Origin of the sequence: Streptomyces sp. NBC_00443 (genome assembly GCF_036014175.1) — a bacterium.
Classification (GTDB): domain Bacteria; phylum Actinomycetota; class Actinomycetes; order Streptomycetales; family Streptomycetaceae; genus Streptomyces.
Map to the genome: position 1 here is coordinate 101,262 of NZ_CP107917.1, position 23,549 is coordinate 124,810.

23 protein-coding genes and 6 pseudogenes are annotated in these 23,549 nt (G+C 70.6%); 15 read left to right on the forward strand and 14 right to left on the reverse strand.

Annotated features, from left to right (window positions below):
* Positions 1–18: 18 nt before the first annotated feature.
* A complete protein-coding gene (locus OHO27_RS00455; protein ID WP_328419211.1) occupies positions 19–489 on the forward strand; it encodes a hypothetical protein in 471 nt (156 codons plus the stop codon).
* 433 nt (positions 490–922) lie between these two features.
* Here OHO27_RS00455 and OHO27_RS00460 read toward each other — a convergent pair whose 3' ends face one another.
* Positions 923–1,564: a DUF4328 domain-containing protein gene (locus tag OHO27_RS00460; RefSeq protein ID WP_328430302.1), complete on the reverse strand. Its 642-nt coding sequence runs from the start codon at positions 1,562–1,564 to the stop codon at positions 923–925.
* Between the two features lie 182 nt (positions 1,565–1,746).
* Positions 1,747–2,007 carry a YcxB family protein gene (locus tag OHO27_RS00465; RefSeq protein WP_328419213.1) on the reverse strand — a complete coding sequence of 87 codons (261 nt, stop codon included), beginning with the start codon at positions 2,005–2,007 and terminating at the stop codon, positions 1,747–1,749.
* Between the two features lie 217 nt (positions 2,008–2,224).
* Here OHO27_RS00465 and OHO27_RS00470 point away from each other — a divergent pair, with 217 nt between their 5' ends.
* The 3 genes and pseudogenes from OHO27_RS00470 to OHO27_RS00480 form a co-directional block, all read left to right on the forward strand.
* Complete coding sequence (locus tag OHO27_RS00470; RefSeq protein WP_328419215.1) at positions 2,225–3,040, forward strand: pyridoxal-phosphate dependent enzyme; 816 nt, start codon at positions 2,225–2,227, stop codon at positions 3,038–3,040.
* Positions 3,041–3,077: 37 nt separating this feature from the next.
* Positions 3,078–4,010, forward strand: a complete 933-nt coding sequence (locus tag OHO27_RS00475; protein ID WP_328419217.1) for a 2,3-diaminopropionate biosynthesis protein SbnB — start codon at positions 3,078–3,080, stop codon at positions 4,008–4,010.
* Positions 4,011–4,013: 3 nt separating this feature from the next.
* Positions 4,014–4,172: pseudogene (locus OHO27_RS00480) on the forward strand (MbtH family NRPS accessory protein); the annotation flags it as partial.
* A 221-nt stretch (positions 4,173–4,393) separates the two neighbouring features.
* On the opposite strand, the pseudogene OHO27_RS00485 reads toward OHO27_RS00480, so the two are convergent.
* The 3 pseudogenes from OHO27_RS00485 to OHO27_RS00495 all read right to left on the reverse strand — a co-directional run.
* Positions 4,394–5,017: pseudogene (locus OHO27_RS00485) on the reverse strand (hypothetical protein); the annotation flags it as partial.
* Positions 5,014–5,255: pseudogene (locus OHO27_RS00490) on the reverse strand (phosphotyrosine protein phosphatase); the annotation flags it as partial. The pseudogenes OHO27_RS00485 and OHO27_RS00490, both read right to left, overlap by 4 nt.
* 54 nt (positions 5,256–5,309) lie before the next feature.
* Positions 5,310–5,683, reverse strand: a pseudogene (locus OHO27_RS00495) (fic family toxin-antitoxin system, toxin component).
* Between the two features lie 411 nt (positions 5,684–6,094).
* On the opposite strand from OHO27_RS00495, the gene OHO27_RS00500 reads away from it, so the two are divergent.
* From OHO27_RS00500 to OHO27_RS00515, 4 genes are read left to right on the forward strand one after another with little or no spacing between them, the layout of a single operon-like run.
* On the forward strand, positions 6,095–6,772 hold the full coding sequence (locus tag OHO27_RS00500; RefSeq protein ID WP_328419219.1) for a CSLREA domain-containing protein: 678 nt from the start codon (positions 6,095–6,097) through the stop codon (positions 6,770–6,772).
* The gene (locus OHO27_RS00505) at positions 6,769–7,332 is read left to right on the forward strand and encodes a choice-of-anchor Q domain-containing protein (RefSeq protein WP_328419221.1); all 564 of its coding nucleotides are present in this window, start codon (positions 6,769–6,771) and stop codon (positions 7,330–7,332) included. The genes OHO27_RS00500 and OHO27_RS00505 overlap by 4 nt, the downstream gene beginning before the upstream one ends.
* A gap of 35 nt (positions 7,333–7,367) precedes the next feature.
* Positions 7,368–9,029, forward strand: coding sequence for a carboxylesterase/lipase family protein (locus OHO27_RS00510; protein ID WP_328419223.1), 1,662 nt, complete (start codon positions 7,368–7,370; stop codon positions 9,027–9,029).
* Complete coding sequence (locus OHO27_RS00515) at positions 9,026–10,393, forward strand: phenylacetate--CoA ligase family protein (RefSeq protein WP_328419225.1); 1,368 nt, start codon at positions 9,026–9,028, stop codon at positions 10,391–10,393. The genes OHO27_RS00510 and OHO27_RS00515 overlap by 4 nt, the downstream gene beginning before the upstream one ends.
* Here OHO27_RS00515 and OHO27_RS00520 read toward each other — a convergent pair.
* From OHO27_RS00520 to OHO27_RS00530, 3 genes are all read right to left on the reverse strand, one after another.
* Entirely contained in the window at positions 10,377–11,036 is a 660-nt protein-coding gene (locus tag OHO27_RS00520; protein WP_328419227.1) for a TetR/AcrR family transcriptional regulator, read from the reverse strand. The genes OHO27_RS00515 and OHO27_RS00520 overlap by 17 nt on opposite strands.
* Before the next feature lie 158 nt (positions 11,037–11,194).
* On the reverse strand, positions 11,195–11,482 hold the full coding sequence (locus OHO27_RS00525; RefSeq protein WP_328419230.1) for a hypothetical protein: 288 nt from the start codon (positions 11,480–11,482) through the stop codon (positions 11,195–11,197).
* A gap of 41 nt (positions 11,483–11,523) precedes the next feature.
* Positions 11,524–11,991, reverse strand: a complete 468-nt coding sequence (locus tag OHO27_RS00530; protein ID WP_328419232.1) for a MarR family winged helix-turn-helix transcriptional regulator — start codon at positions 11,989–11,991, stop codon at positions 11,524–11,526.
* Positions 11,992–12,139: 148 nt separating this feature from the next.
* Between OHO27_RS00530 and OHO27_RS00535 the strand changes: the two genes are divergently transcribed.
* The 5 genes and pseudogenes from OHO27_RS00535 to OHO27_RS00555 form a co-directional block, all read left to right on the forward strand.
* The gene (locus tag OHO27_RS00535; RefSeq protein WP_328419234.1) at positions 12,140–13,627 is read left to right on the forward strand and encodes an MFS transporter; all 1,488 of its coding nucleotides are present in this window, start codon (positions 12,140–12,142) and stop codon (positions 13,625–13,627) included.
* 77 nt (positions 13,628–13,704) lie between these two features.
* On the forward strand, positions 13,705–14,631 hold the full coding sequence (locus tag OHO27_RS00540; RefSeq protein ID WP_328419236.1) for an NADP-dependent oxidoreductase: 927 nt from the start codon (positions 13,705–13,707) through the stop codon (positions 14,629–14,631).
* Positions 14,632–14,744: 113 nt separating this feature from the next.
* The gene (locus OHO27_RS00545) at positions 14,745–15,449 is read left to right on the forward strand and encodes a type 1 glutamine amidotransferase domain-containing protein (RefSeq protein ID WP_328419238.1); all 705 of its coding nucleotides are present in this window, start codon (positions 14,745–14,747) and stop codon (positions 15,447–15,449) included.
* 83 nt (positions 15,450–15,532) lie between these two features.
* On the forward strand, positions 15,533–16,852 hold the full coding sequence (locus OHO27_RS00550) for an aldehyde dehydrogenase family protein (RefSeq protein ID WP_328419240.1): 1,320 nt from the start codon (positions 15,533–15,535) through the stop codon (positions 16,850–16,852).
* 83 nt (positions 16,853–16,935) lie between these two features.
* Positions 16,936–17,391: pseudogene (locus tag OHO27_RS00555) on the forward strand (NADP-dependent oxidoreductase); the annotation flags it as partial.
* Between the two features lie 77 nt (positions 17,392–17,468).
* Here the strand turns inward: OHO27_RS00555 and OHO27_RS00560 are convergent.
* Entirely contained in the window at positions 17,469–17,867 is a 399-nt protein-coding gene (locus OHO27_RS00560) for a hypothetical protein (protein WP_328419242.1), read from the reverse strand.
* Positions 17,868–18,047: 180 nt separating this feature from the next.
* Between OHO27_RS00560 and OHO27_RS00565 the strand changes: the two genes are divergently transcribed.
* Positions 18,048–19,289, forward strand: a complete 1,242-nt coding sequence (locus OHO27_RS00565) for a cytochrome P450 family protein (RefSeq protein WP_328419244.1) — start codon at positions 18,048–18,050, stop codon at positions 19,287–19,289.
* Here the strand turns inward: OHO27_RS00565 and OHO27_RS00570 are convergent, their stop codons facing one another.
* The 4 genes from OHO27_RS00570 to OHO27_RS00585 are packed head-to-tail and all read right to left on the reverse strand — an operon-like array spanning position 19,290 to position 22,021.
* Complete coding sequence (locus tag OHO27_RS00570; protein WP_328419246.1) at positions 19,290–20,639, reverse strand: cytochrome P450; 1,350 nt, start codon at positions 20,637–20,639, stop codon at positions 19,290–19,292. It abuts the gene before it with no gap.
* On the reverse strand, positions 20,636–21,274 hold the full coding sequence (locus tag OHO27_RS00575; RefSeq protein WP_328419248.1) for a GTP-binding protein: 639 nt from the start codon (positions 21,272–21,274) through the stop codon (positions 20,636–20,638). The genes OHO27_RS00570 and OHO27_RS00575 overlap by 4 nt, the downstream gene beginning before the upstream one ends.
* Entirely contained in the window at positions 21,252–21,611 is a 360-nt protein-coding gene (locus OHO27_RS00580; protein WP_184553954.1) for a DUF742 domain-containing protein, read from the reverse strand. The genes OHO27_RS00575 and OHO27_RS00580 overlap by 23 nt, the downstream gene beginning before the upstream one ends.
* Positions 21,608–22,021 (reverse strand): roadblock/LC7 domain-containing protein, encoded by a 414-nt coding sequence (locus OHO27_RS00585; protein WP_221760357.1) that lies wholly within the window; start codon positions 22,019–22,021, stop codon positions 21,608–21,610. Before OHO27_RS00585 ends, OHO27_RS00580 begins: the two co-directional genes overlap by 4 nt.
* A gap of 2 nt (positions 22,022–22,023) precedes the next feature.
* Here OHO27_RS00585 and OHO27_RS00590 point away from each other — a divergent pair, with 2 nt between their 5' ends.
* Positions 22,024–22,428: a hypothetical protein gene (locus tag OHO27_RS00590; protein ID WP_328419253.1), complete on the forward strand. Its 405-nt coding sequence runs from the start codon at positions 22,024–22,026 to the stop codon at positions 22,426–22,428.
* A gap of 89 nt (positions 22,429–22,517) precedes the next feature.
* Here the strand turns inward: OHO27_RS00590 and OHO27_RS00595 are convergent.
* Positions 22,518–23,435 (reverse strand): annotated as a pseudogene (locus tag OHO27_RS00595) (ATP-binding protein); the annotation flags it as partial.
* Positions 23,436–23,549 lie beyond the last annotated feature (114 nt).

Below are 23,549 nucleotides of genomic sequence, written 5' to 3' on the forward strand. Positions count from 1 at the left end.
TTCACACCTGACAGTGACATGGACATCCCCGCGGGGGCCGAGCGCGCCTGGCGTGACGGGCGGATCGGGCTCGCCACCCTGAGCGCGACGGACCTGCGCTACGGATGGTTCGCGTACCGGATCGACTTCAAGGTGGGCGGGCACGCATTTCTGTCCGCGGCACGGGAGCCACTGGTCGACATCATGTTCACCTTGGCGCACACCCTCCAGAGCCTGCGCGCGAACGGCTCGGCGGAGATCGATTTCACCGAGAGCTCCTACGTGATTCAGCTCGAACTCACGGGGAACCAAGTGACGTTCACCTCGTCGCACCGAGCCCCCGCCGAGCCCCCGCAATGCGCGGTCGAGGAATACGTCGCGGCAGTGCGCGCATTCGTCGCCACCGGTGTCGCATGGCTGGTCGAGAACCGTCCCACCATCGCGGAGAACCCCGCACTACACGAGCTTCGGGCGCTGGTGTCGGATCCGGCGGGCGGTGGCACCGGCTGACCTGGGCTGACGACCTCCTGCACGGTGAGCGGCGAGACCGTCGACCTTCAGGATCGCGACATCCCATCACTCCGGTGACCTGGCCGTGGCCGTGACATGCCGTGCCGGCGGCCCCGTCAGCCACACCGGCCACACCGGCCATCGGTGGGATTCCCTGGTCGCGAGCTGAGTGCCACCGCTCCGCGAAGCCGGCCCCTTGCTGACGTGCAGGGGCGAACAAGGCACTCCCCCGGTTCAGCGCACGGGTGCGCGGACAGGGACCGCCGTGGTCGCCTGAGCCGCCAGTCGTGCGACAGGCGATGCGAATGGACGCCACCGATTGCGCTCGCCCCCGCGTCGGGACCTGGCCATGCGTACGGTGGGGCCCGGGCCGAGAGGTCCGGGCCCCACCGTGGGTGACTTGCCGGCTCGACAGATACACGGGCCGAGACGCTCAGCCGGTAGCCGAGGGTGGCGCTCCGGGCAGGTCCCCAATGCGGGACGCCACGGTGCGCTCAAGCATGCCGCTGAGCTTCCAGACAACTGCAATCGTCAGCACCGCGGCCACGATGAAGAGGCCGCTGCTTTGCATCACCTGCCGCATCGCGGCGGCGCCCGGCCCCGCATACGCAGTTTCCCGGACCCGGCCCAGCGCGGCGCCCGACCAACCGAATGCCACGATGACAGCGAGCCACCAAACCGTCAGCAGTGGATGGCCGCGCTTGCGCCTCTGCGCCGGTTGGCCCGCGGCCCACAGGTCGTTGACGAACATCTTGGGTATGAACAGATTCCCCACGGGCAGCACCCACGCGAAGATCAACCACGCACGGCTCCGCCGCTGCCCCTGGGGCCAGGCCCCGTCCGCGCGACCGCGCATGTCGTCCAGCCACGCGATGAGCAGCAGCATGGATATGACGAATGCGGCCTCCCGCCATCCCAGGAGGTTGCCGAGCCACATGTCCGCCGTCACCAGCGCCTCACTGCCTCTGGGGACATGCTCCGACGGCAGTGCCAGCAGCAACTGATACCTGTTCCACGCCGCCAGCCCTGCCAAGACGTTGGCTACCGCCCACACCGCCAGTGTTCCGCACAGCACCCGGGCCAACCACCCCGGCGGCCCCACAGGCCTTGCCATCTCACACCTCCGAAAAGCCACCCAGCCGCAGTTTCCGCAGGTCGGCAGAGGATAGCAACGGCTGGCCGGCCTGACCTCAGGCGGGCTGCCACCACCTGACGGCGGGCAGGCCGTCGTCGTACTGGTGCGGGACGGCCCGGGTGTCAGACGCGGTTGGAGTGCCGGTCCAGGAGGGCACGCAGCCGGTCCACGTCGTCAGCCGTGCTCAGCCCCTGCTTGGGCAGGACCTCAAGGCACATGATGTTGGGGTCCCGACTGAGCAAGACGAAGTGGCCGCGTGTCTCCCGGTAGCCCTGCAGGACCGACCACTTCTGGATGAGCGTGCTGTGGTCACTGCTGGTGGTGATACCAACCGGGGATACCACGGTGCGGTACTCGCCCTGCCATGCGACGAGCCTCTGCACCTAGGCGGCCTGCAGCCACGGATAGCCCCCCACAATCAGGACAACGAACAAGAACGGATAGCCCCCACAATCAGGACAACGAACAAGAACAGAACGGTTGAGAACACGTCGACACTGCCCCGGCTCATGGTGCCCAACAGCCACTACGCGGCCCACAGGGTCAGGAACGCGCTTCGCAGCACCAGCCCCCACCGCTTGATCCGCTGCAGGACTCACGGTGGTGGAGTCGTCGTCCGGCAATTTCGCGCTGGCCCTGGCTTTCTACTGCCGCATGCTCGGCATCTCGTTCGTCCCGGTCATCGATCCGAACTGCAACAAGGCCACCGAGACCCAACTCCGGCTGCTGTGCGAACGAGTGGAGAAGGTCGCCATCCGTGATGCGGCGGACAGCTACCTGAAGTCTCGACTGTCCCGGGTGCAGGAACTCCTGGTCGACCTCGACTCCGCCTACTGGCCCAACCAGTACGCCAATCCTGATGCCCGCGAAGCGCATTACCGCTTCACCGCGGGCGAGTTGATCGCGCAGGCCGGCCCGCTCGACTACCTCTTCGTCGGCGTGGGCACGGGCGGCACGATCGCCGGGCTCTCCCACCGGATCAAGGAGACGTACCCGGGCTGCGTGGTCGTCGCTGTCGACACCGAGGGCTCGGTGATCTTCGGCGGCCCGCCCAAGAAGCGGCGGATCCCCGGCATCGGCTCCAGCATCGTGCCGCCGCTGTGCGGTCAGGCGCAGATCGACCACGTCGAGATCGTCCCCGAGGCGCGCGCCGTCGAGGCCTGCGGCACCCTGGTCGCCAAGTACGGCTTGTATGCGGGCGGTTCGACGGGCAGCACCTACGCCGCTGTCCAGGACTACTTCGCTCGTCACCGTCCCGGCGCAACCCGTCCCGGCGCAACCCGTCCCCGGGTCGCCTTCATCGCCGCCGACCGCGGCCATGCCTACGCCCAGACCGTCTACGACCCCATGTGGGTCCAGCAGCTGCGCGCGGAAGCGGTACAGCCCGTCGGCGTCGAAGCCCTGGCCGTCAACTGAAGGAGAACCACTCTGTGTCCCCCTGGCACCACCGCCCATGACCGTGATCGGCGCGGGCGACATCGCCGCCGAGACGGACCGCCACCGTCCGGAGCTCCTCGAGGTCGTCCGTGCCGCCTACCTCGCGCACGACGCCGGACAGAGCTCGAACCCGCACAGCTCGTTCCTGCGCTTCCCGCACCAGAACCGGTCGCGCATCATCTCCCTGCCCGCATATCTGGGAGGTGAGTTCGAGGTCGCCGGCAACAAGTGGATCGCCAGCTTTCCGGACAACACGCAGCACGGAATCCCCCGCGCCTCGGCCACGCTGATCCTCAACGACTGCGTCACCGGCTACCCGTTCGCGTGCATGGAGTCCTCCATCGTCTCGGCGACGCGGACCGCGGCCTCCGCGGTGCTCGGCGCGCAGGTGCTGCTCGGCGCGCGCCGTGCCCGCCGAGTCGGCATCGTGGGCACGGGTCTGATCGCCCAGCATGTATGGCGGTTCCTGCGTGATCTCGACTGGGAGATCGACGGCTTCCGGCTCTTCGACCTCGACCCGGCGGCGGCGGGCCGCTTCGGCGCCGTCATGGCCGAGCACACCGAGGCCGAGCTCGTGGTCGCCGACACGGTGGAGGACGCGTTCACCGACTGCGACCTGGTGTTGGTCCTGCACCTGTCCCTGCGCGACCTCGCCCCCGAGATGATCCTCGCCGCCCAGAACTTCACCGACGACATCGACCACGCCGTACGCGAGCGCACCTCGCTGCACCTGACCGAACAGCGCACCGGCAACCGGGACTTCGTCGACGGCAACCTCGGCGACCTGCTCCGAGGGCGGCAGAGCCGGGACCACGGACGGCCGGCGATCTTCTCGCCGTTCGGACTCAACGTACTCGACCTCGCCGTCGGCAAGTGGGTGCACGACCGGGTCGTCGCCGCGGGCCGAGGCCACCACGAGAGCGACTTCTTCACCGGGGTGGGGGTCTGACGCATGAGCCACTCAGCCGCCCCGCGCCCAGCCGACGCCGGAGACAGGTACACCGTGGTGGTGAACCACGAGGAGCAGTACTCGGTCTGGTTCGCCGACCGTGCCCTGCCCGCCGGCTGGACCGCCACCGGCACACAGGGCACCCGCCAGGAGTGCCTGGACCACATCGAGCAGGGGTCCTCCCTGCCGATCGTCCTGGCGGCCACCGAGCGCAGCCAGTACGACGTCGACCCGCCCACACCGGGCCTCGCCCACAGCCTCTCCCCCGCCCTGGTCACCACCCACACCCTGACCCCGCTGGCCGACAACTCGGATCCCGTACTCCTCGCGGGCACCGCGTACTCGCGGGCGGCAACGGGCAGGCCGGCGTGGAAGACGGTGTCGAAGCAGGCTGCGTGCGGGACGTCGGGGAGCAAGTTCCGGACGGTTTCCAGGACAGTGAGGGCCGGCGGGACGTGCAGCGGTGCCAGGTCGGCCACATTCCCGAGGGCGGCCCGGACCTCGTCGTCGACCAGGACGTGGCTGCGCAGTCCGGGTCCGCCGTGGACGATGCGGTGACCCACGGCAGTGGGCGATGGCGTTTGGGCCAGCAGTTGCCGCAGAGGGCCGGACACGTCTTCGCCGGGTGCGGAGGCGCTGTGGTGTTCGGCCAGGACCTGCCCGTCGTCGCCGAACACGGTCAGCCTCAGGCTGGACGAGCCTGCGTCGGCCACCAGGACTGGGCCGATGTTTCCTGCCGACACGGTGCTCCTTCCCCGCGGTCCCGGACCTCGTCGCACGGCTGTACCCGCAACGGCTCGGCGTGTGTGCCGAGGCAGCCGGGTACCCGCCTGACCTCGTAGGAAACGGAGGCCCACCGGATGAGTCGGCACACCAGGAAGGTGCGGCGCACCGGCGAACGGCCGACAGCTGTTGCTGGCAAGCACGTTATTGACGCCTTGCTCTGGCCGCAGCAGTGGAGTCCGTCGGCGACGGCGAACATGCCGACCAGTACTGTCCGGGCTCACGTCTCCTGTGTGGCGTCGATCTCGGCGATCAGGGCCTCGATGCGCTTGTGGATCTCGTCGCGGCTTCCAGGGCCCAGTCCAGGTACTTCTTGCCGGGGAAGATCGGGCAGGCGTCGCCGCAGCCCATCGTGATGGCGTAGTCGGACGCCTGGACGGCCTCGGTGGTGAGTACCTTCGGCTCGGCCGCGCGGATGTCGATGCCGACCTCGTGCATCGGACGAGTTGCCAGCGCTTCGACTGGACTACGGAGACAGCGTGGCCTGGGGTGGACGGGCTCCGGCCGATGCGAGGATCAGGGCTTCCAGGTCCGCAGGAAGGTGGCGATCCGGGGGGGGCGGTGCAGCGCGGATCGTTCAGCTCGTGGGCGAGCGCGGTGAGCTGCTCGCGGGTGGGGCTGACGGGGATGTTGCTGGCCTCGAGATACATGGCGGCGACGGCGCAGGCGACGGTGAGGTTGGAGCGCTCCAGCCAGCGGCAGCGGCCCAGGGTGTGCACGAGGGCGGCGGCGCGGGCGTAGACACCGTCGTAGACCGGTGTGTCGAGCATTTCGCCTCGGTGACGGGCGACGGCTGCGATGGGAACGCCGTAGTCGTCGGCGGCCGGATCGTGGTGGCCTGCCCGCTCGGTGGCTTCGAGGATCCAGGATTCGTCGACGTGCAGGATCACGCGGCGGCGCCCGGCTGCGGGTGGGCGTACGGGGCGTCGAGCTGCTGCTCCAGGTCGTCGAGGAACGTTCCGTGCTCCTCGATGAGACGCTGTGCAGCAGCCATGCCGGCGGCACGGGCGCCGGTGGTGTCCTCGACGATGAGGCGCTCGACGTACTTGTTGAAGTCCAGGTTCCGCTAAGCCTTTTCCCTGTGGGCGTGTAGACATCGCCGTCTCTGAATGGAACGCTCCCTACAGACGCGGACCCGTTCTCCCGCTCCGCCGGTTCACCTTCTGCTCTTCGGTCGGCGTCGCCGCTCCAGCGCAACCCCGCCACGTTCTCCGCACGAGCCGCGCATTGCGCACCAGCACGCAAGCCTCGCAGCAGCCGAGTCCTGGTACGCCCACATGCCTCGCCGAGAGGGGTTCACCATGAAGGTCAGTGCTATTCCGGCGGCGCTCGCCGCCGTCCTCCTTGCCAGTGCGGCGCATCCCGCCACCAGTGCCGTCGCTCCCGGGGCCGCCGGCCCAACGGAGTTCACCGTGGACACCACCTCCGACGCGGTGGACGCCGACCCGTCGGACGGCCGGTGCCGCACCGCGTCGGGCACGTGCAGCCTGCGCGCCGCCGTCATGGCCGCCAACGCCCGGCCGGGCAGTACGATCACGCTGCCTCCCGGCCGCTACCGGCTCACGATCCCGCCCGACCCGCGGCTGATCATCGGCGACCATCCCGACCCGACCACGGGCGACCTCAACGTCGACGCCCCCACCACGATCCAGGGCACCGGCGCGCGGAGCACCGTCATCGACGCGGACCGCCTGGACCGGGTCTTCCGCCTGCGGGCGGACACCCACATGTCCGATGTGAAGATCACCGGGGGACGGGCCGTGCAGCGCGAACTGCCCTTCACCGACACCGGTGGCGGCGGCATCGCCAACGGACGGCACCTGACGCTGCGTCGGGTGGCCGTGACCGGGAACTCCGCCGGCTATGGCGGCGGCATCTTCAACGTCCCGGACTCCCACCTGGATCTCATGGAGAGCACGGTCAGCGGGAACGCCGCGGGAGAGGCCGGGGTATCAGATTCGACGACAGCGGCACCATGACGAACTCGACGATCGCCGACAACCGGGTGACGGACCCCGGCGACCGCCCCGGCAGCCTCGGCGGCTACGGCGGCGGCATCGACATCCGCGGCCTGGGAATCGTGCGGATCCTCAACTCGACCATCGTCCGGAACAGTTCGACCGACGGCGGGGGCGGAATCAACATCGCGCCGGCCTATCTGGACAGCCTGCCCGCGCCCATCCCTGACATCGTCGATCTGCCGCTGGGGCGGATGACCCTGCGCAACTCCGTCGTCGCGGGCAACACCGTCGACGGCGCCGCCGACGACTGCGAGAAGGCCTTCGCCACCATCACGTCGTTGGGTCACAACATCGACGGCGACGGCAGCTGCCGGCTGACCGCCGCGGGTGATCTGCCGAGCCGTGACCCGTTGGTCGGACCGCTGGCGGACAACGGCGGCCCTACGGACACCGTGGCGCTGCTGCCCGGCAGCGTCGCCCTGGACGCGGCCGACGGCTGCCCTGCCACCGATCAACGAGGCGTCGCCCGCCCCCAGGGCGCCGCCTGTGACATCGGCGCCTACGAGCGCACGCCATGACCCCGCCCCACACACACCGGCACCTGGAGTGACGGATGAGAGCCCCGAGTCTGCGCCACGCCCTGGCCCGCGCCGCAGCCGCCGCCGCGGCCCTGCTCCTGTCATTGACCGTTCCCTCGCCTACCGCCCGCGCCGCTTCCGGCCCCGACTCCCTGGTCGTGCGCACCGACCGGGGCTGGGTGCGGGGCGCGGCCGTCCACGACGGCGGGCGGGTCTTCCAGGGGATCCCGTTCGCCGCCCCACCGACCGGTGCGCTCCGCTGGCGTCCGCCGCGGTCCGCCGCACGGTGGTCCGCCGTACGGGACGCCACCGAACCGGCCCACCCTTGCCCCCAGTTGCCGCTGACGCTGCTCCCCGACGGTGGCCCCGTCCTGCCCGGCGAGTCCAACCGCACCGGCAGCACGGTCGAGGACTGCCTGTATCTCAACGTCCACACACCCGCCCGCACCAGCGGCCGGCCTCTCCCGGTGCTGGTGTGGCTGCACGGCGGCGCCAACGCGTACGGCGCCGGCAGCGACTACGACGGCGCCGCGCTTGCCTCACGGGGCGTGGTCGTGTTGACCGTCAACTATCGCCTTGGAGCACTGGGGTTCCTCGCCCACCCCGCCCTGTCGGCCGAGAGCGCGGACCACGCCTCCGGCGACTACGGCCTGATGGACCAGCAGGCCGCCCTGCACTGGGTACGGCGCAACATCGGTGCCTTCGGCGGCGACGGGAACCGGGTGCCGCTCGGCGGCCAGGCCGCCGGATCGGCGGACACCTGCCTCCACATCGCCTCGCCGACCGCGAAAGACCTGTTCCATCGGGCGATCCAGCAAAGTGGAAGCTGCGCCGCGGACGGCGGTCTGACACCGCTCACGCTCGACGCGGCCGAGCGGAAGGGAATCGACTTCGCGACCTTGGTCGGCTGCACGGACCCGACGACCGCGACGGCCTGTCTGCGCACCGTGCCCGTCACCGAGCTCATCCGCCCCATCGGTACCGGGGCCTCGTCCTTGTGGAGTCCGAACACCGGGCCACGCGTCCTGCCGCGGCCACCGCACGAGGCATGGGCCGAGGGACGAGTGAACGCGGTCCCGACGCTGAGCGGCAGCACCCACGACGAATACCGCTACTTCACCGCTCTGTACGTGGATCTGCTCGGCGGCGGCCCGCTGACCCCCGCCTCGTACGCCGCCCTCATCCAGCTCCAGCACGGCAACCGTGCTGCCGCGGTCCTCGACACCTACCCCGCCTCGGCGTATCCCTCCCCCAACCTGGCCTACTCCGCCGTCGGCACCGACCAGCGGTTCGCCTGCCCCGCACGGGCCGACAGCCGGCTGTACGGCAACCGGGCGCCCGTCTACTCCTACGAGTTCCACGACCCGCAGGCACCGCCGTTCATCCCGGCCCCGCACACACTGCAGGGTGCCTTCCACGCCTCCGAACTGGCCTATCTCTTCCCCATGGACGCGGTACCGCCCCTGACGCCCGCCCAGCGGCGGCTGTCTGCCACGATGACCGCCTACTGGGCCCGCTTCGCGGCCACCGGCGACCCCAACTCGCCCAGGACTGAGCCCTGGCCGCGCTACACGGCCGACGAGGACCGCATCCAGGTGCTGACGCCGGACCGGGTAGGACCCACCACCAGGTTCGCGGCCGACCACCACTGCGCGTTCTGGCAGCCCTCCCCCGGTCCCCGAGGAGCCGAGCGATGACATCGGCCTTCGCCCTGGTCCGGGAGGGGCGCCGGACCCTGCGGCAGGGCCCGGACGCCCTGGCGCACCGGCAGCGGGAGCGGCTGGTCTCGATGGTCGACTTCGCCCGCGCCAACTCTCCGTACTACCGCGAGCTGTACCGGACTCTGCCCGAACGCGTCGAGAACCCCGCCCTGTTGCCGGTCACGCACAAACAGGACCTGATGGCGCGCTTCGACGACTGGGTCACGGATCCCGAGGTGACCATCGACCGGTTACGGGCCTTCGTCGCGGATCGCCGACGGGTCGGCGAACGCTTCCTGGGCAGATACCTGGTCACCACCACGTCCGGTACCACCGGCCACCGCGGCCTGTTCCTGCTCGACGACCACGCGGCGGCGGTGGTCAGGGCCCTGTCGCTGCGGGCCGCCCGGCGGTCCCTCACTCCCTCGGTGACGGCCCGGCTGCTCGCTCGCCGCATACGGTCGGCGCACATCGTGGCCACCAGCGGACATCTGGCCGCGTACGCCGTCATCGCCCGCTCCCGCGCGGCCGGTCGGCTGTCCACCCGGGGCAGCCGGGTGCTGTCGACGCACAGCCCGCTGCCCGAGCTGGTGGACCAGCTCAATCGGTACCGCCCGGTGTTCCTGGCCGGCTACGCCACTGTGATCGCGCTGCTCGCCGGCGAGCAGATGGCCGGCCGGCTGTGCATCGCCCCGGCCGTGGTTTCGCTGCTGGCCGAGGGCGTCAGTGACCGCGACCACGAGAGGATCCGCTCCGCTTTCGGGGCACGCCTGGTCAACACCTACGGCTGCAACGAGAGCCTCGCCCTGGCCTATGGCTGCGGGTTCGGATGGCTCCACGTCCACAGCGACTGGCTGATCCTGGAGCCCGTCGACTCGGACCTCCGCCCCACCCCGCCGGGCCGGGAGTCCTCCACCGTGCTCTTGACCAGCTTGTGCCGATGGGCGCAGCCGATCCTGCGCTACGACCTCGGCGACAGTGTGCTGCTGCGCCCGGACGCGTGTCCGTGCGGAGACCCGCTCCCCGCGATCAAGGTCCGCGGCCGCGCGGCCGACCTGCTGTCCTTCCCGCGCCGGGACGGCGGCAGCGTCCGTATCGTGCCCATGGCCTTCGAGACCCTCCTGGAGAGCATCCCGGACATCGACTTGTTCCAGATCGTCCAAACGGCGCCCAGCTGTGTCCGGGTGCGGATCCGTTCCGCCGCCGGAGCCGATGGGGACCGGCTGTGGGCGGCGGTGCGAAAGGAGATGATCGCCCTGCTCACCGCCCACGGGGCGGGCCAGGTGAGCGTCGAACGCGCCGACGAGCCACCCGAGCAGTCTCCGGGCGGCAAGTACCGGGTCGTCATTCCCTGGTCGTGACGCCGCGCGACGGGGCGTCCTCGCCTGGGACGCCCCGCAACGGAATGCCGTGGTGGGTCGCCAGCGCCAGCAGCGCCACGCGCAGTGGTCCGGTCTCCAGGACGGTATCCGGGTCGAACCACCGGGCCACGGCGGTCCCGCTCGCCATCCTCAGCGTGAAGCGCGCCAACTCGTCCGCCACGTTGGGGCGGTCCCGCAAGGCAAAGACGGAGCTGACCGCATCCCGGGCCCAGACGACCAGCGCGTCGCGGTAGTGACGTACCTCGGCCACGGCCGCCGCACTGGCATCCTGCTGCACCAGGCCCAGCCCCAACAGCAGCTTCACACCGTGCGGGTGACGCCGGAACGCGTCCTCGACCTGCGCGAGAAAGGTGTCCAGACGCTGCGCGACGTCGGCGCCCGGCACCTCGCCCGGGGGCAGGGCCGCCAGCAACACGGTCCTGGCTCGCTCCAGCACCGCGACGTAGATCCCGTCCTTGCTGGCGAAGTGCCAGTAGATCGAGCTGACGGGCAGCCCGCATGCGGTGGAGATCATCGAGATGGAGGTGGCGGCGTAGCCGTAGCGGGACATCAGTTCGCCGGCGGTGTCCAGTATCGCGTCACGGGACCGCGCGCCGCGGGCCTGGGCCGGTGCCTCCGTCATAGGGCGACTCTAGAGGAAGCACAGGCCGACGGAACCTGCGCGCGGGGCATGTACGGGGAAATGACGGGTGCGGTCCTCAGGTTGTCGGGCATCGACTCGGACCGCCCTCGTCGGCTCGGTTCTCCGGGGAACCGAACTCCTTGCAGGTGTCCACCGGCTTACCGAACAGCTGCCGCCGCTCGCCCCTTGAATCGCGTGCGTTGCATCGTCTCGAGCGGGAAGGCGTCACCGGGCCCTGTGGAGGGAGTGACACCGGGCAGCAGCATGTCCACCTTGACGTCCTTGAGGTTACCAACCGCGTCCCGCAGCCCGTCCCTGGTCGGGCACTTGCTGGCGTCCAGGGCGTTGTCCAGGCTGGAGGCGGCGGCCCAGCCGTAGGCATTGAACTGGTTGGCCGGGTCGGAGTCGAGCGCGTACTTGCGCAGTGGACCGGCGAACCGCTGCATGCCTTCGAGGTGACATGCAGCGGTCGGCACCCAGCCCGCGATCAGGTTGTCTCCTCGGGGTGCAGGCGCCCCAGTAGCTCGTAGAGACTGCGGCGGCCCTCTTCGTCCAGACGTGCAAAGGCCGCCGAGGTGGCCCGCATGTCGGCGCGGATGAGGCGGACTGCCTCCCTTCCCTCTTCGGTGGCGACCACGTTCTTGATCCGCCGATCGGCCGCGTCGGCGTGTCTGGAGACCAGTCCACGCGCCTCCAGCCGGTCCACGAGGCCGGTGATGTTGGAGGCGTCGCAGGCGAGCCGTCCTGCGAGGGCGCGCATGGGCAGCGGTTGCTGCCGAAGCAGGATGAGCATTTTGGCCTGCGTCATGGTGAGCCCGTGCATGGCGGCCGCCGCTGTCAGGTCCCGGTAGTAACCGGCGGCGGCCCGCGCCAGGCGCTCCATGAGCGCGTCGTGGGCAGGATCGCTGTCCTGTGCGGCGGAGCCGTCGGCGGGCGGAGCGGTGGTGTGGGCCATGCCTCAAGTGTAGGCGATGCTCAACGTTTGACGTTCTCAACCTTTGAGGTTTACTGTCTTCGTCACTGCTTGGCTGCATCAAGCATCTAATCCTCGACCCCCTCGGGTTCCCGCCACAACGCCCCGCCCTGCATGGGAGAAGCCACCCGTGTCACAACCCCTTGCTCCGCCGCCAGGCCGCCGCCGGGCCGAGACCGCAGCCATCCTTGCTCTGAGCCTCGCCGCGATGATCGTGTCGATGATGCAGACACTGGTGGTGCCGATCCTCGGCCTGATCCAGAGCAGCCTCGGCGCCAGTTCCGCCGAGGTCAGCTGGGTCACCACCGCGACCCTGCTCTCGGCAGCCGTCTTCACCCCGCTGCTCGGCCGCTTCGGCGACCAGCACGGCAAGAAGCCGACCCTCATCGGCGTGCTGGCGGTGATGATCGTCGGCTCGGTCCTGGCCGCCACGACCGACTCGCTGCTCTGGCTGATCGTCGGCCGCGTGCTGCAGGGCGCCGCCACCGCGATCTTCCCGCTCGCTCTGTCGGTGCTCCGCGAGGAGGTCCCGGCCCGGCGTCTGCCGGGAGCGATGGCCCTGGTCAGCGGCACCCTGGCGTTCGGCAGCGGCTCCGCACTGGTCACCACCGGTCTGCTGACCCGCGGCGAGGACGCCGACTACCACCGCGTCTTTTGGCTGGCCACCGGCCTCGCAGCGGTCACCCTGCTCGCCGTCGCACTCCTCGTGCCGGCGAGCCGCACCAAGACCGGCGGACGCACCGACATACTCGGCGCCCTCACCCTCGGCCTCTTCCTGGTTCTCCTGCTGCTGCCGATCTCCCAGGGCCAGGAGTGGGGCTGGACCTCCGCCCGTACGCTGGGCAGCTTCGCCGGAGCGGTCGTCATGGCCGGGGTCTGGAGCTTCACCGAGAGCCGGGTCCGCGAACCCATGGTCGACATGAGGATGTTCCTCCACCGCCCGGTGCTCTTCAGCAACCTCGCGGGCCTCTTCGTGGGATTCGGGATGTTCGCCCAGTTCCTCGGCGTCTCCTACCTGGCGCAGGTGCCGAGGGACGTCGCAGGCTACGGCTTCGGAGCCTCCGTTCTCCGCGCCTCCGTCGAGTACCTGCTGCCCAGCACGATCGCGTCCCTGGTCGTCTCCCAGTTCGGTGGCGTGCTGATCCGCAGGATCGGACCACGCCTCACCCTCGCTCTCAGCGCAGCGATGGGCATCGCAGGCTTCACTTGGCTGGCCGCCGCCCACTCCTCGGCCCCCTCGGTCATCGGTGCCGGCATGGCTGTCGGAACGGCCATCAGCCTCGGCTATGCCGCGATGCCCGCCCTCATCGTCGCGGGGGTGCCACCCCACCAGACCGGCATCGCCAACGGCATCAATTCCATCTCCCGGTCCGCCGGCAGCGCGATCGGCAGCGCACTGATCACCTCACTGCTCGCCTCCAGAACCATCGAGAACCTTCCGGCCGGAGTGCCCCCGCTGCCCGCCGAGAGCCAGTTCACCCTGAGCTTCGCCCTCGCCGGTGTCGCCTTCGCCTTCGTCCTGGCCCTCTCGCTGGTCGGCCTCAAGCGGGAACAGCAGGCGCCCCGTACGGAACACCTGCCCGCGACGGAGCCGGCCGCGGCCACCACCGCTGCCTGACGAGCCCCACCGCGATCTTCACCACTGCACCGCTGCACCGCTGCACCGCTGCACCACTGCACCAAGGAGTCACCACCATGAAATCCATCACCTACCGCACCTACGGCGGCCCGGAGGTCCTGGAGTACGGCGATGTGCCGAACCCGAAGCTCGGCGTGGACACCGTGCTCGTCCGCGTGAAGGCCGCGTCCGTCAACCCGGTCGACTGGAAGATCCAGGCGGGGTACCTGGACGCCGTCATGGACGCCGTCTTCCCCGTCATCCCCGGCTGGGATGTGGCGGGCGTCGTCGAGGAGACCGGCGCCGGGGTCACCGAGTTCGCTCCGGGCGACGAGGTGATCGGCTACGTCCGTGAGGACTTCGTCTCCCGCGGGACCTTCGCCGAGTACGTCGCCGCCCCGGTCCGTACGCTCGCCCGCAAGCCCGCCAACCTCTCCTTCGAGGAGGCCGCCGGCCTCCCGCTGGCCGGCCTCACCGCCTACCAGGCGCTGACTCGATCCCTGCACGTGCGGTCCGGCGACACCGTGCTGGTGCACGCCGCGGCGGGCGGCGTCGGCTCTCTGGCCGTACAGATCGCCAGGTCGCTCGGCGCCCGGGTCATCGGCACCGCCAGTGAGTACAACCACTCCTACCTGCGCGGGCTGGGGGCGGAGCCGGTCGCCTACGGCGAGGGCCTCACCGGCCGCGTCCACGCCCTCGCGCCGCAGGGCGTGGACGCCGTCCTCGACCTCGTCGGCGGGGACGCCCTGAAGGTCTCGCCGGGGCTGCTCGCCGAGGGCGGCCGCCTGGCCTCGGCTGTGGACGGCGCTGTGCTCGGCCTCGGCGGCGGGTACGTCTTCGTGCGACCCGACGCCAGGGACCTGGAGGCTCTCACCGAGCTCGCCGAGCGCGGGGAGCTGCGGGTGGACGTGGCCGCAGTGTTCCCCCTCGAGCAGGCCGCCGACGCCCAGCGCCTCAACCGCGAGGGCCATACCCGCGGCAAGGTCGTCATCGCCGTCGCCTGAGCCACCGCTCGCCGCCGCACACCACCACCGGCGCCCCGCCGGACAACAAGCCCACCACAACAAGCCTTCACCACCGCGCGACCTGCGCTGCACCCTATGTAATGGAGACAGCTGTGACCGCAATTCTGTTCATCGTCACAGGCACCGACCGCTGGACGCTCGCCGACGGCACCCCGCATCCCACCGGCTACTGGGCCGAGGAACTCGCCACGCCACACCGGCTGTTCCGCGAGGCCGGGTTCGATGTCACCATCGCCACCCCCGACGGCGTGGCTCCGACCGTCGACGCCGTCAGCCTCGCCGCCGCGTCCATCGGCGGCAAGGAGCAGGCCGACGCCATCGCCGCGTACCTGGCTGCCATCCGCGCCGACCTGGAGAACCCGGTGAAGCTCGAGGAGGTCGACCTCGACGCGTACGCCGCTGTCCTCTACCCCGGTGGCCACGGCCCCATGGAGGACCTCGTCGTCAACGCCGACTCCGGTCGCCTGCTCACCGCGGCACTGGACTCCGGCAAGCCGCTCGCGGTGCTGTGCCACGCCCCGGCGGCCCTGCTCGCCGCCCGGCGCGAGGACGGCAGCTGGCCGTTTGCCGGTTACCGCATGACCGGCTTCACCAACACCGAGGAGACCACGGCCGGCTTCGCCGACAGGGCCAAGTGGCTGCTCCAGGACCGCCTGGTGGAACTGGGTGCCGATTTCCAGGCCGCGGCCCCGTTCAGCGAGCACGTCGTGGCGGACCGCAATCTGCACACCGGTCAGAACCCCGCCTCCTCCGAGCAGCTCGCCCGGAACGTCATCGACACCCTGAACCACGGCTGATCCCTTTGCCCGACGCCGACGCCCCAGCTGCCCCGCGCCGCGGCGACAACGCCCCGTCCACGTACCGCACCTGTGAGGGAACCATGAACAACCCCGCGCCCGCCCAGCCCGCCGAGCTCCTCGCCCGGCTGCGTGCCACCTTCCGCGCCGGCAAGACCAAGCCCGTGGCCTGGCGCACCGAGCAGTTGCTCCGGATGCGTACCCTGCTCACCGAGCAGGGGGAGACATTCGCCGAGGCGCTCCACGCCGACCTGGGAAAGAGCTCCACCGAGGCCTACCGCACGGAGATCGACTTCGTCATACGCGAGATCGACCACACTCTGGAGCATCTCGACGGGTGGCTGCGCCCCGAACCGGCCCCCGTCCCCGCGTTCATCGGCGAGGCGACGGCCTGGACGCAGTACGACCCCCTGGGCGTCGTACTGGTCATCGCCCCCTGGAACTACCCGGCTCAGCTGCTGCTGGCCCCGGTGGCCGGTGCCCTGGCCGCGGGCAACGCGGTGGTCGCCAAGCCCAGCGAACTGGCCCCGGCCACCTCCGCCGCCCTCGCCCGCCTCGTGCCGCAGTACCTCGACACCGACGCGGTCGCCGTGGTCGAAGGCGGGGTTGCGGAGACCACCGCCCTGCTCGAGCAGCGCTTCGACCACATCCTCTACACCGGCAATGGCACGGTCGGCCGCGTCGTGATGGCCGCGGCCGCCCGGCACCTCACGCCCGTCACTCTCGAACTGGGCGGCAAGTCCCCGGCGTTCGTGGACCGGGGCACCGACCTGGGCACCGTCGCCGCCCGCCTCGCGGCCGGGAAGTTCCTCAACGCCGGGCAGACCTGCGTCGCGCCCGACTATGTCCTCACCGACCCCGAGACCGCACGCGCTCTGGAAGTCGCCCTGGCCAAGGCCATCGAGGGGCTGTACGGGTCCGACCCCGCCGCCTCCCCGCAGTACGGCCGTATCGTCAACGAACGCCACTTCGACCGGCTGACCGCTCTCCTCGACTCCGGCCGTCAGATCACCGGCGGCGCGCACGACCGTGAGACGAAGTACATCGCGCCGACCGTCCTGGCCGAGGTGTCACCGGACGCGCCTGTCATGCAGGAAGAAATCTTCGGCCCGATCCTCCCGATCGTCGAGGTGGCCGGGCTCGACGGGGCCATCGACTTCATCAACGACCGCGAAAAGCCTCTCGCCCTCTACGCGTTCACCGAATCGGACACCACCCGGGAGCGACTCGCCGCCGAAACCTCCTCCGGCGGCCTCGGGTTCGGCCTGCCACTGGCCCATCTCACCATCTCCGACCTGCCGTTCGGCGGAGTCGGCGAAAGCGGCATGGGCAGCTACCACGGCCGCTACTCCATCGAGACCTTCAGCCACCGCAAAGCCGTCCTCGCCAAGCCCCTCAGCTGATCCACCCCCAGCCGTGCGTGAACACGACGGAAAGGGACATTCCCATCATGAGCGCTCTCCTCAGCACCAGCCGCTAATGGCACCTGGTCACCCGGCCGAACGGTGTGCCCCGGCGCCAGGACTTCGCCCTGCGCGAGGTTCCCGTCGCCGAGCCCGGCTTCGGTCAGATCCTCGTACGCAACCTGCACCTGTCGGTCGACCCATACATGCGCGGCCGGATGAACGACGTGAAGTCCTACGTCCCACCCTTCCAGCTGAACCAGCCGATGGACAGGGGTGCGGTCGGCCTCATCGTCCCCGTGGGCGATGACTCCTCTGCCGGCACCCTCGCCATGGGTGCTCACGTCCTGCACGGGCTCGGCTGACGGGAGTACGCGCTCCTCGACGCGGCGCACACCGTGACGGTCGACCCCCAAAACGTTCCGCTCAGCACGTACCTCGGTGTCCTCGGCATGCCCGGACTGACTGCCTATGCGGGCCTGCTGCGCGTGGCGGAGTTCCACGAGGGCGACACCGTCTTCGTCTCCGGCGCGGCCGGGCGGGCGATACCTGTGAGGGGGGCGTGACACCCCGCGCATCCCGCCCCGGCCGGGCTCAGGTTCGGCCGGGGCGGGTGTCAGAGGGTGGGCGACTTCCTGCGGAGGAGGGCCGTGCGGAGGGCGGAGTGCAGGCGGGGCGTGTTCGTCCACTCGTGGCCGCGCGACGGATGGACCTGCCAGTACAGACCGGGGCGCGTGACGCGGTGGAGCGGGGGGATCGCCACGTGCCAGCCCCGGCCCAGGACACGCACGTGTGGGAGCTGCCAGTCGGCGGCCGAACCGGGAGGAATCAGCCAGTACAGGCGTCCGCTGAAGCCGTCCGCGATCACGGCTCCCGTCTCGTCGCCGAGGTGCCGGAGTGCGTCGGTCCCGAGGCCGAGCGGAACCCGTACGGCGTCCCACCAGCCGCCCGCGGCCACGATCCGCACCTCGACACTGCCCGGCTGCATCCACCACGAGGTCCTGCCGACTGTCATCACCCTCACCGGCTCTCCGATCCGACATCCCGACCGTAGGGCGGGGGCGAACCGCCAACTTGCCTCCGCGCGCAGAGAAGTTGTCCCCCTGCGCAGCGCACGGCGATGTCTCTCACCCGGACACGCTACGTCCAAGTAGCTTTACGGGTCGTATCGATGTGCGAGCGTCTGGAGGCTTCCATGGGACACCCCCGCCCCTTAGTGATCGACCCGACCGGCCGCGACATCCACGGCGAGGCCGCCCGGATACGCGACCTCGGACCGGTGAGCCCCGTCGAACTGCCCGACGGCGTCCAGGCATGGGCCGTCAGCAGTCCCGACCTCCTCAAGCGCCTGCTCACCGACCCACGCGTCTCCAAGGACCCGCGCCGGCACTGGCCCCAGTGGATCAACGGTGAGATCTCTCCGGAATGGCCGCTGTTCACCTGGGTCGCGGTGCAGAACATGTTCACCGCCTACGGAGGCGAGCACAAACGGCTGCGCGCCCTGGTCTCCAAGGCGTTCACCGCACGCCGCACCTCGGCGCTCCGACCCCGTGTCGAGGAGATCGCCGCGACCCTGCTGGACGGGGTCGAGGCAGCCGGCCGGCACGGCCAAATCGTTGATCTGCGCGAGGAGTTCTGCTACCCGCTGCCGATCCAGGTGATCGGCGAGCTCCTCGGCCTGCCCGAGGAACAGGGCGCGGAGCTACGGGCCGTCGTGGACGGCGTCTTCCACACCTCCGCCACCCCGGAGGAAGTCACCGACAACTACGCACGGTTCTACGCGGCACTGGGTGAACTCGTCGCCCTCAAGCGGCGGTCGCCGGGCGACGACCTGACCTCGGCACTCATCGCGGCCCGCGACGACGGCGACAACCGACTGAGCGAGCAGGAACTGCTCGACACCCTGGTGCTCATGATCAGCGCCGGCCACGAGACCACCGTCAACCTGATCGACAACGCCATCCACCTCCTGCTGACCCATCCGGACCAGCTCACCCACGTCCGCTCGGGCCGCGTGTCCTGGGAGGACGTGGTCGAGGAGGCGCTGCGCGTGGAGGCGCCCGTCGCCAGCCTGCCGCTGCGGTACGCCGTCGACGACCTCGTGATGAGCGAGTTCGGCGGCCCGGACGGGGTGGTGATCGGCAAGGGCGAGGCCATCCTCGCCGTGTACGCGGCCGCCGGACGTCACCCCGGGAAGTACGGCGAGGACGCCGACCGCTTCGACGTCACCCGCATCGACAAGGAACACCTCGCCTTCGGCCACGGCGTGCACTTCTGCCTGGGCGCACCGCTGGGGCGGCTCGAGGCCCACATCGCGCTACGGGCGCTCTTCGACCGCTTCCCCGGACTCCGACTGGCCGTGTCCCAGGCCGAGTTGGAGCCGGTCGACTCCTTCATCTCCAACGGCCACCGTGCCCTTCCGGTACGCCTGTCCTGATCACTCGCCGCGCCACCACGCCAGCAGCCAGGCGGCCCATCCGCGCCGCACGCCACTGGCGTCGGGCACCACAGACGGCCGGGGCGTCGGCGCGTCGCCCTCCACGGGCGGCGCGTCGCCGACGCTGGACGGGGTGACGGTGGCCGGCGGGAACGTCACCGGCAGCGCAACCAGCGCGCGGTGGAAAGGACCCGGTCGCCAAGCCAACACCTCGGCCGGTACGGCGAGTTCGACGTCGGGGAGGCGATCGAGCAGCTTCTCCACCGCCACCGCCGCGATCAGCCGGGCCGGACTCTGCGCCGGACAGTTGTGCGGGCCCGCGCTCCACGCCAAGTGGGCGCGGTTGCCCGCCCGCTGATCCGTCCTCAGGGAGGGATCGGTGTTCGCCGCGGCGAGACTGACCACGAGCGGGTGCCCCGCCCGCAGCACCACCCCGTCGTGGATGACGTCATGAATCGGGTAGTGCACGGCATAGTTGGCCATGGGCGGGTCGGTCCACAACACCTCGTCGAGGGCGTCCTCCACCGGCAGACTGCCGCCCGCGAGGCTGCCCGCGAACCGGTCGTCGGACAGCAGCAGCCGCAGGCTGTTGGCGATCAGGTTCTGCTGGGGCTCGGTGCCCGCGCCCATGAGCAGGACAAGGGTGTGCACCATCTCTTCATCCGTAAGCCCGGCGGGATGGTCCATGAGCCAGGACGTCACATCCGGCCCGGGCCGCCGGCGCTTCAGCGCGACGAGGTCCAACAGCGTCGTCGCGAGCAGTTCGTTCGCCTTCTCTGCGTCCACTCCGTCGAAGATCCCGGACATCCCCTGTACCAGCCGCTCACCGTAGTCGGCCGGGCAGCCGAACAGACGGTTGAACACCAGCAGGGGAAGCACCTGGGCGTACTCGCCGAGCAGATCGGCCCGCCCGGCCGGGGCGATGCGGTCGATGAGTGTGTCCGCGCTCGCCTCGACGTGGCCGCGCAGGGTGGCGGGGGCCACCCGGGCCAGGCTGTCCGTGATCGCGCCGCGCAGCCTGCGGTGTTCCGCGCCGTCGGTCCACAGCGCGTTCGGCCGGTACATCATCATCGGCACGACCGGACTGTCCATGGGGACGGTACCCTCCGCGAGGTCCTTCCAGCGGCGGGGGTCCTTGGAGAAGGTCTCGGTGCTGCGCAGCACGTGCAGGGCGGCGTCGTATCCGACGACGAGCGAGGCCCGCACGCCGGGCGCGAGCTCGACCGGCGCGATGGGGCCGATGTCGCGCAGCCGCCGGTAGACGGCTGCCGGGTCGGCGGCGAACTCGGGACCGTAGAGGGACTCGTGCGCGGGACAGCCAGGCGGCGGTACAGGCGGTACGGAGGTCACGCGTGCTCCAGGTGGCCGTCGGGGGTCCCCTCGCTCGAGCGAAGCCGGGAGGGCGGAAGGGTCAGGAGGTACTCGACAAGACGGATGAGTGCCCGCGTGGACGACACCCGGTCGCGGGCGTCGCAGCGGACGAGCGGGGTTTCGGGCAGCAGGTCGAGGGCCTCGCGCACCTCATCCAGCTCATACGCGGGGGCGTCGTGGAACTGGTTCAGGGCGACCGCGTACGGCAGCCCGTGCTCCTCCAGCACGCCCATCACCTCGAACGACTGGCTGAGGCGGCGTGTGTCGGCGAGGACGAGCGCGCCGAGCGCGCCTTGGGTCATGTCCTGCCACAGCCGGGTGAAGCGCTGCTGGCCCGGGGTGCCGAAGAGGTAGAGCACCAAGCGGTCGTTGAGGGTGAGCCGGCCGAAGTCGAGCGCGACCGTGGTGGTCGTCTTGTCTCGCATGCCCGCCAGGTCGTCGACGAGGGCGCCGGCCTCGGTCATGACCTCCTCGGTGCGCAGGGGCCGGATCTCGGAGAGCGTGCCCACGAACGTGGTCTTGCCGACCGCGAAGTGGCCCACGATCAGCAGTTTGACCGCGGTCTGCACGCTGGGCCGCAGGTAGACGTCGTCAGAGGCGGGCGCGGAGTCCATCGAGCACCTCCTGGAGGATTCGGGCGTCGGTCGGCCGGGCGGCGGGGATCGGCGCGCGGGTGACGATGTGGCCGCTGTCCATGAGATCGGCGATCAGCACTTTGGCCACGCCGACCGGCAGCGACAGATGGCCGGCCACCTCGGCGACGGACAGGGCTCCGGGCCGGCACAGCTCCATGAGCCTGCGCTTTTCCGGGTTGAGTCCGGTCAACGGCAGATCGTCGGTCGCGATCAGCAGCGTGACCAGGTCCAGGGTGTTACGGGTCGGGTGGGCGCGGCCGTCCGTGACGACGTACGACCGCACCAGCCGGTCTGTGGGACGGCGCCGGGGTGTCATGCCGGGCTGCCGGTGTCCTGCCGGGCGGGGCTGGTCAGCTCCTTGCCGAGCCGGTCGACGAGTTTGTGCATGCGGTAGGTGACCGCCTCCATGTCGACGTCCTCGCCGGTGGAGACCGCGAGGTAGGCGCCCTCGCCGGCGGCGACCAGGAAGACGTAGCCGTGCGCGAACTCGATCATGGTCTGCCGCCACGGGGTGTGCGGGGTGCCGCAGAACTCGGCCGTGCTGCGGCTGATCGACTGGACGCCGGACAGGCCCGCGGCCAGCCGTTCGGCGTCGTCCCGGTCGATCTCCTTGGAGAAGGCGCGGAGCATGCCGTCGGCGGAGAGCAGGATCGCGTGACGCGCCTGCGGAACCTTCAGCACCTCGTCCAGCATCCAGCCCAATGTGTTGTTGGTGGGCCCGGTCATTCGTGGCTGTTCCCTTCGTCGTCGTGGAGCGTGTGCCGGGCGTCCCGGCCGGAGCGGGTGCCGCGTGCGAAGGCGCCCATGCGCCGGGCGTTCTCCTCGGCCGAGCGGCCGCCGACCTCGTCGGCCGGTACGGGCTGTGGGGCCGGTTGCCGTGGGGAGCGGCGACGGCGCCTGGGCAGGCCGCCCGGCGTCGTCGCCTCCACGGGTTCGGGTGCGGGATCGGGGGCGGGTGCGGCCGGATCGGCAGTGGGGGCCGTGCCGGGCGAGTGCGCCTGCGCCGGGGGTGCGCGGGGGCGGCGGCGGACGTGGGCACAGGCGGTTCGGCGGACGGCACGGGCGGTTCGGCGGACGGCACGGGCGGTTCGGCGGACGGCACGGGCGGTTCGGCGGACGGCACGGGCGCGTGAGAGACGGCGTCCAGGTGCGTGAGCAGGGCGGCCGGCAGGAACATCACCGCGCGTACACCGCCGTACGGCGAGAGCGTGTCCACGGAGACGCTGAATCCGTAGCACTCGGTGAGAGCCCCGATGACGGCGAAGCCGAAGCGGGGCGGGTCGCCGAGCCGGGTGATGTCCACCGCGTGTGTGCCGGCGAGCAGTTCGGCGGCGTGCGCGGCCGCCTGGCCGTCCATGCCGACCCCGGCGTCGTCGATCACCACGCAGGCGCCGTTGTGCACCGGCTGGACGGTGACCTCGACGGTCGTGCCCGGCTGCGAGTGACGTGCCGCGTTGTCGAGCAGTTCGGCGACCGCGAGCACCACCGGTTCGACCGCCCGGCTCCGCACGGCGATGTCGACCTCGCCGTTGACGCGGATGCGCCGGTAGTCGCGGATGCGGGAGGTGGCGCCGCGTACGACCTCGACGAGCGCGGAGGTGGCGCGCTGACGGCCGGGCCACGAGCCGCACAGCACTGCGATGGCCTGGGCACGGCGGCCGAACTGGGCGTTGGCGTGGTCGATTTCGAGCAGGTCGCTCAGCACGCCGGGGTTGTCGTGCCGGTCCTGCATCTCGGCGATGGACACTTGCTGTTCGTTGGCCAAGGCCTGGATGGAGCGCATCGACGCCTTCAAGGCGGCCTTCGCCGACTGGTCTGCGCGCAACCGGGCGTGCTCGACGGCGCCGGCGAACCGCTCCACAACAGCGTCGAGGCACTTCGCGAACTCCGTGTCGGCGAGCCGGGTGTCGAGCAGACCGACGGCCGGGAACTGCTGGTGGGTCGCGTCCTCCAGGGCCGGCAGCCGGGCGGAGACGAGGTGCCGCAATTCCTCCTCCCGTGCCCGAAGGCCGTCCCCCAGTTCGGCGTTCCGTCTGCGCTGCCGCGCGCTGATGCCGCGTTCGCGCACCAGCAGCACGGTCACGGCGAACAGGCCCACGGCCAGGCACCAGACCACCGCCTCCGGTATCTGTTCCGTCATCAAGTCCTCACAGCAAGTGGCGGTCGACGAGCGCACGACGGTAGCGGCGCGTCCGCATCGGCACTTGTCCGTGCGCGAAAGGAAGTTGCCGTGGGACGCAGGCACGTTCGTGGG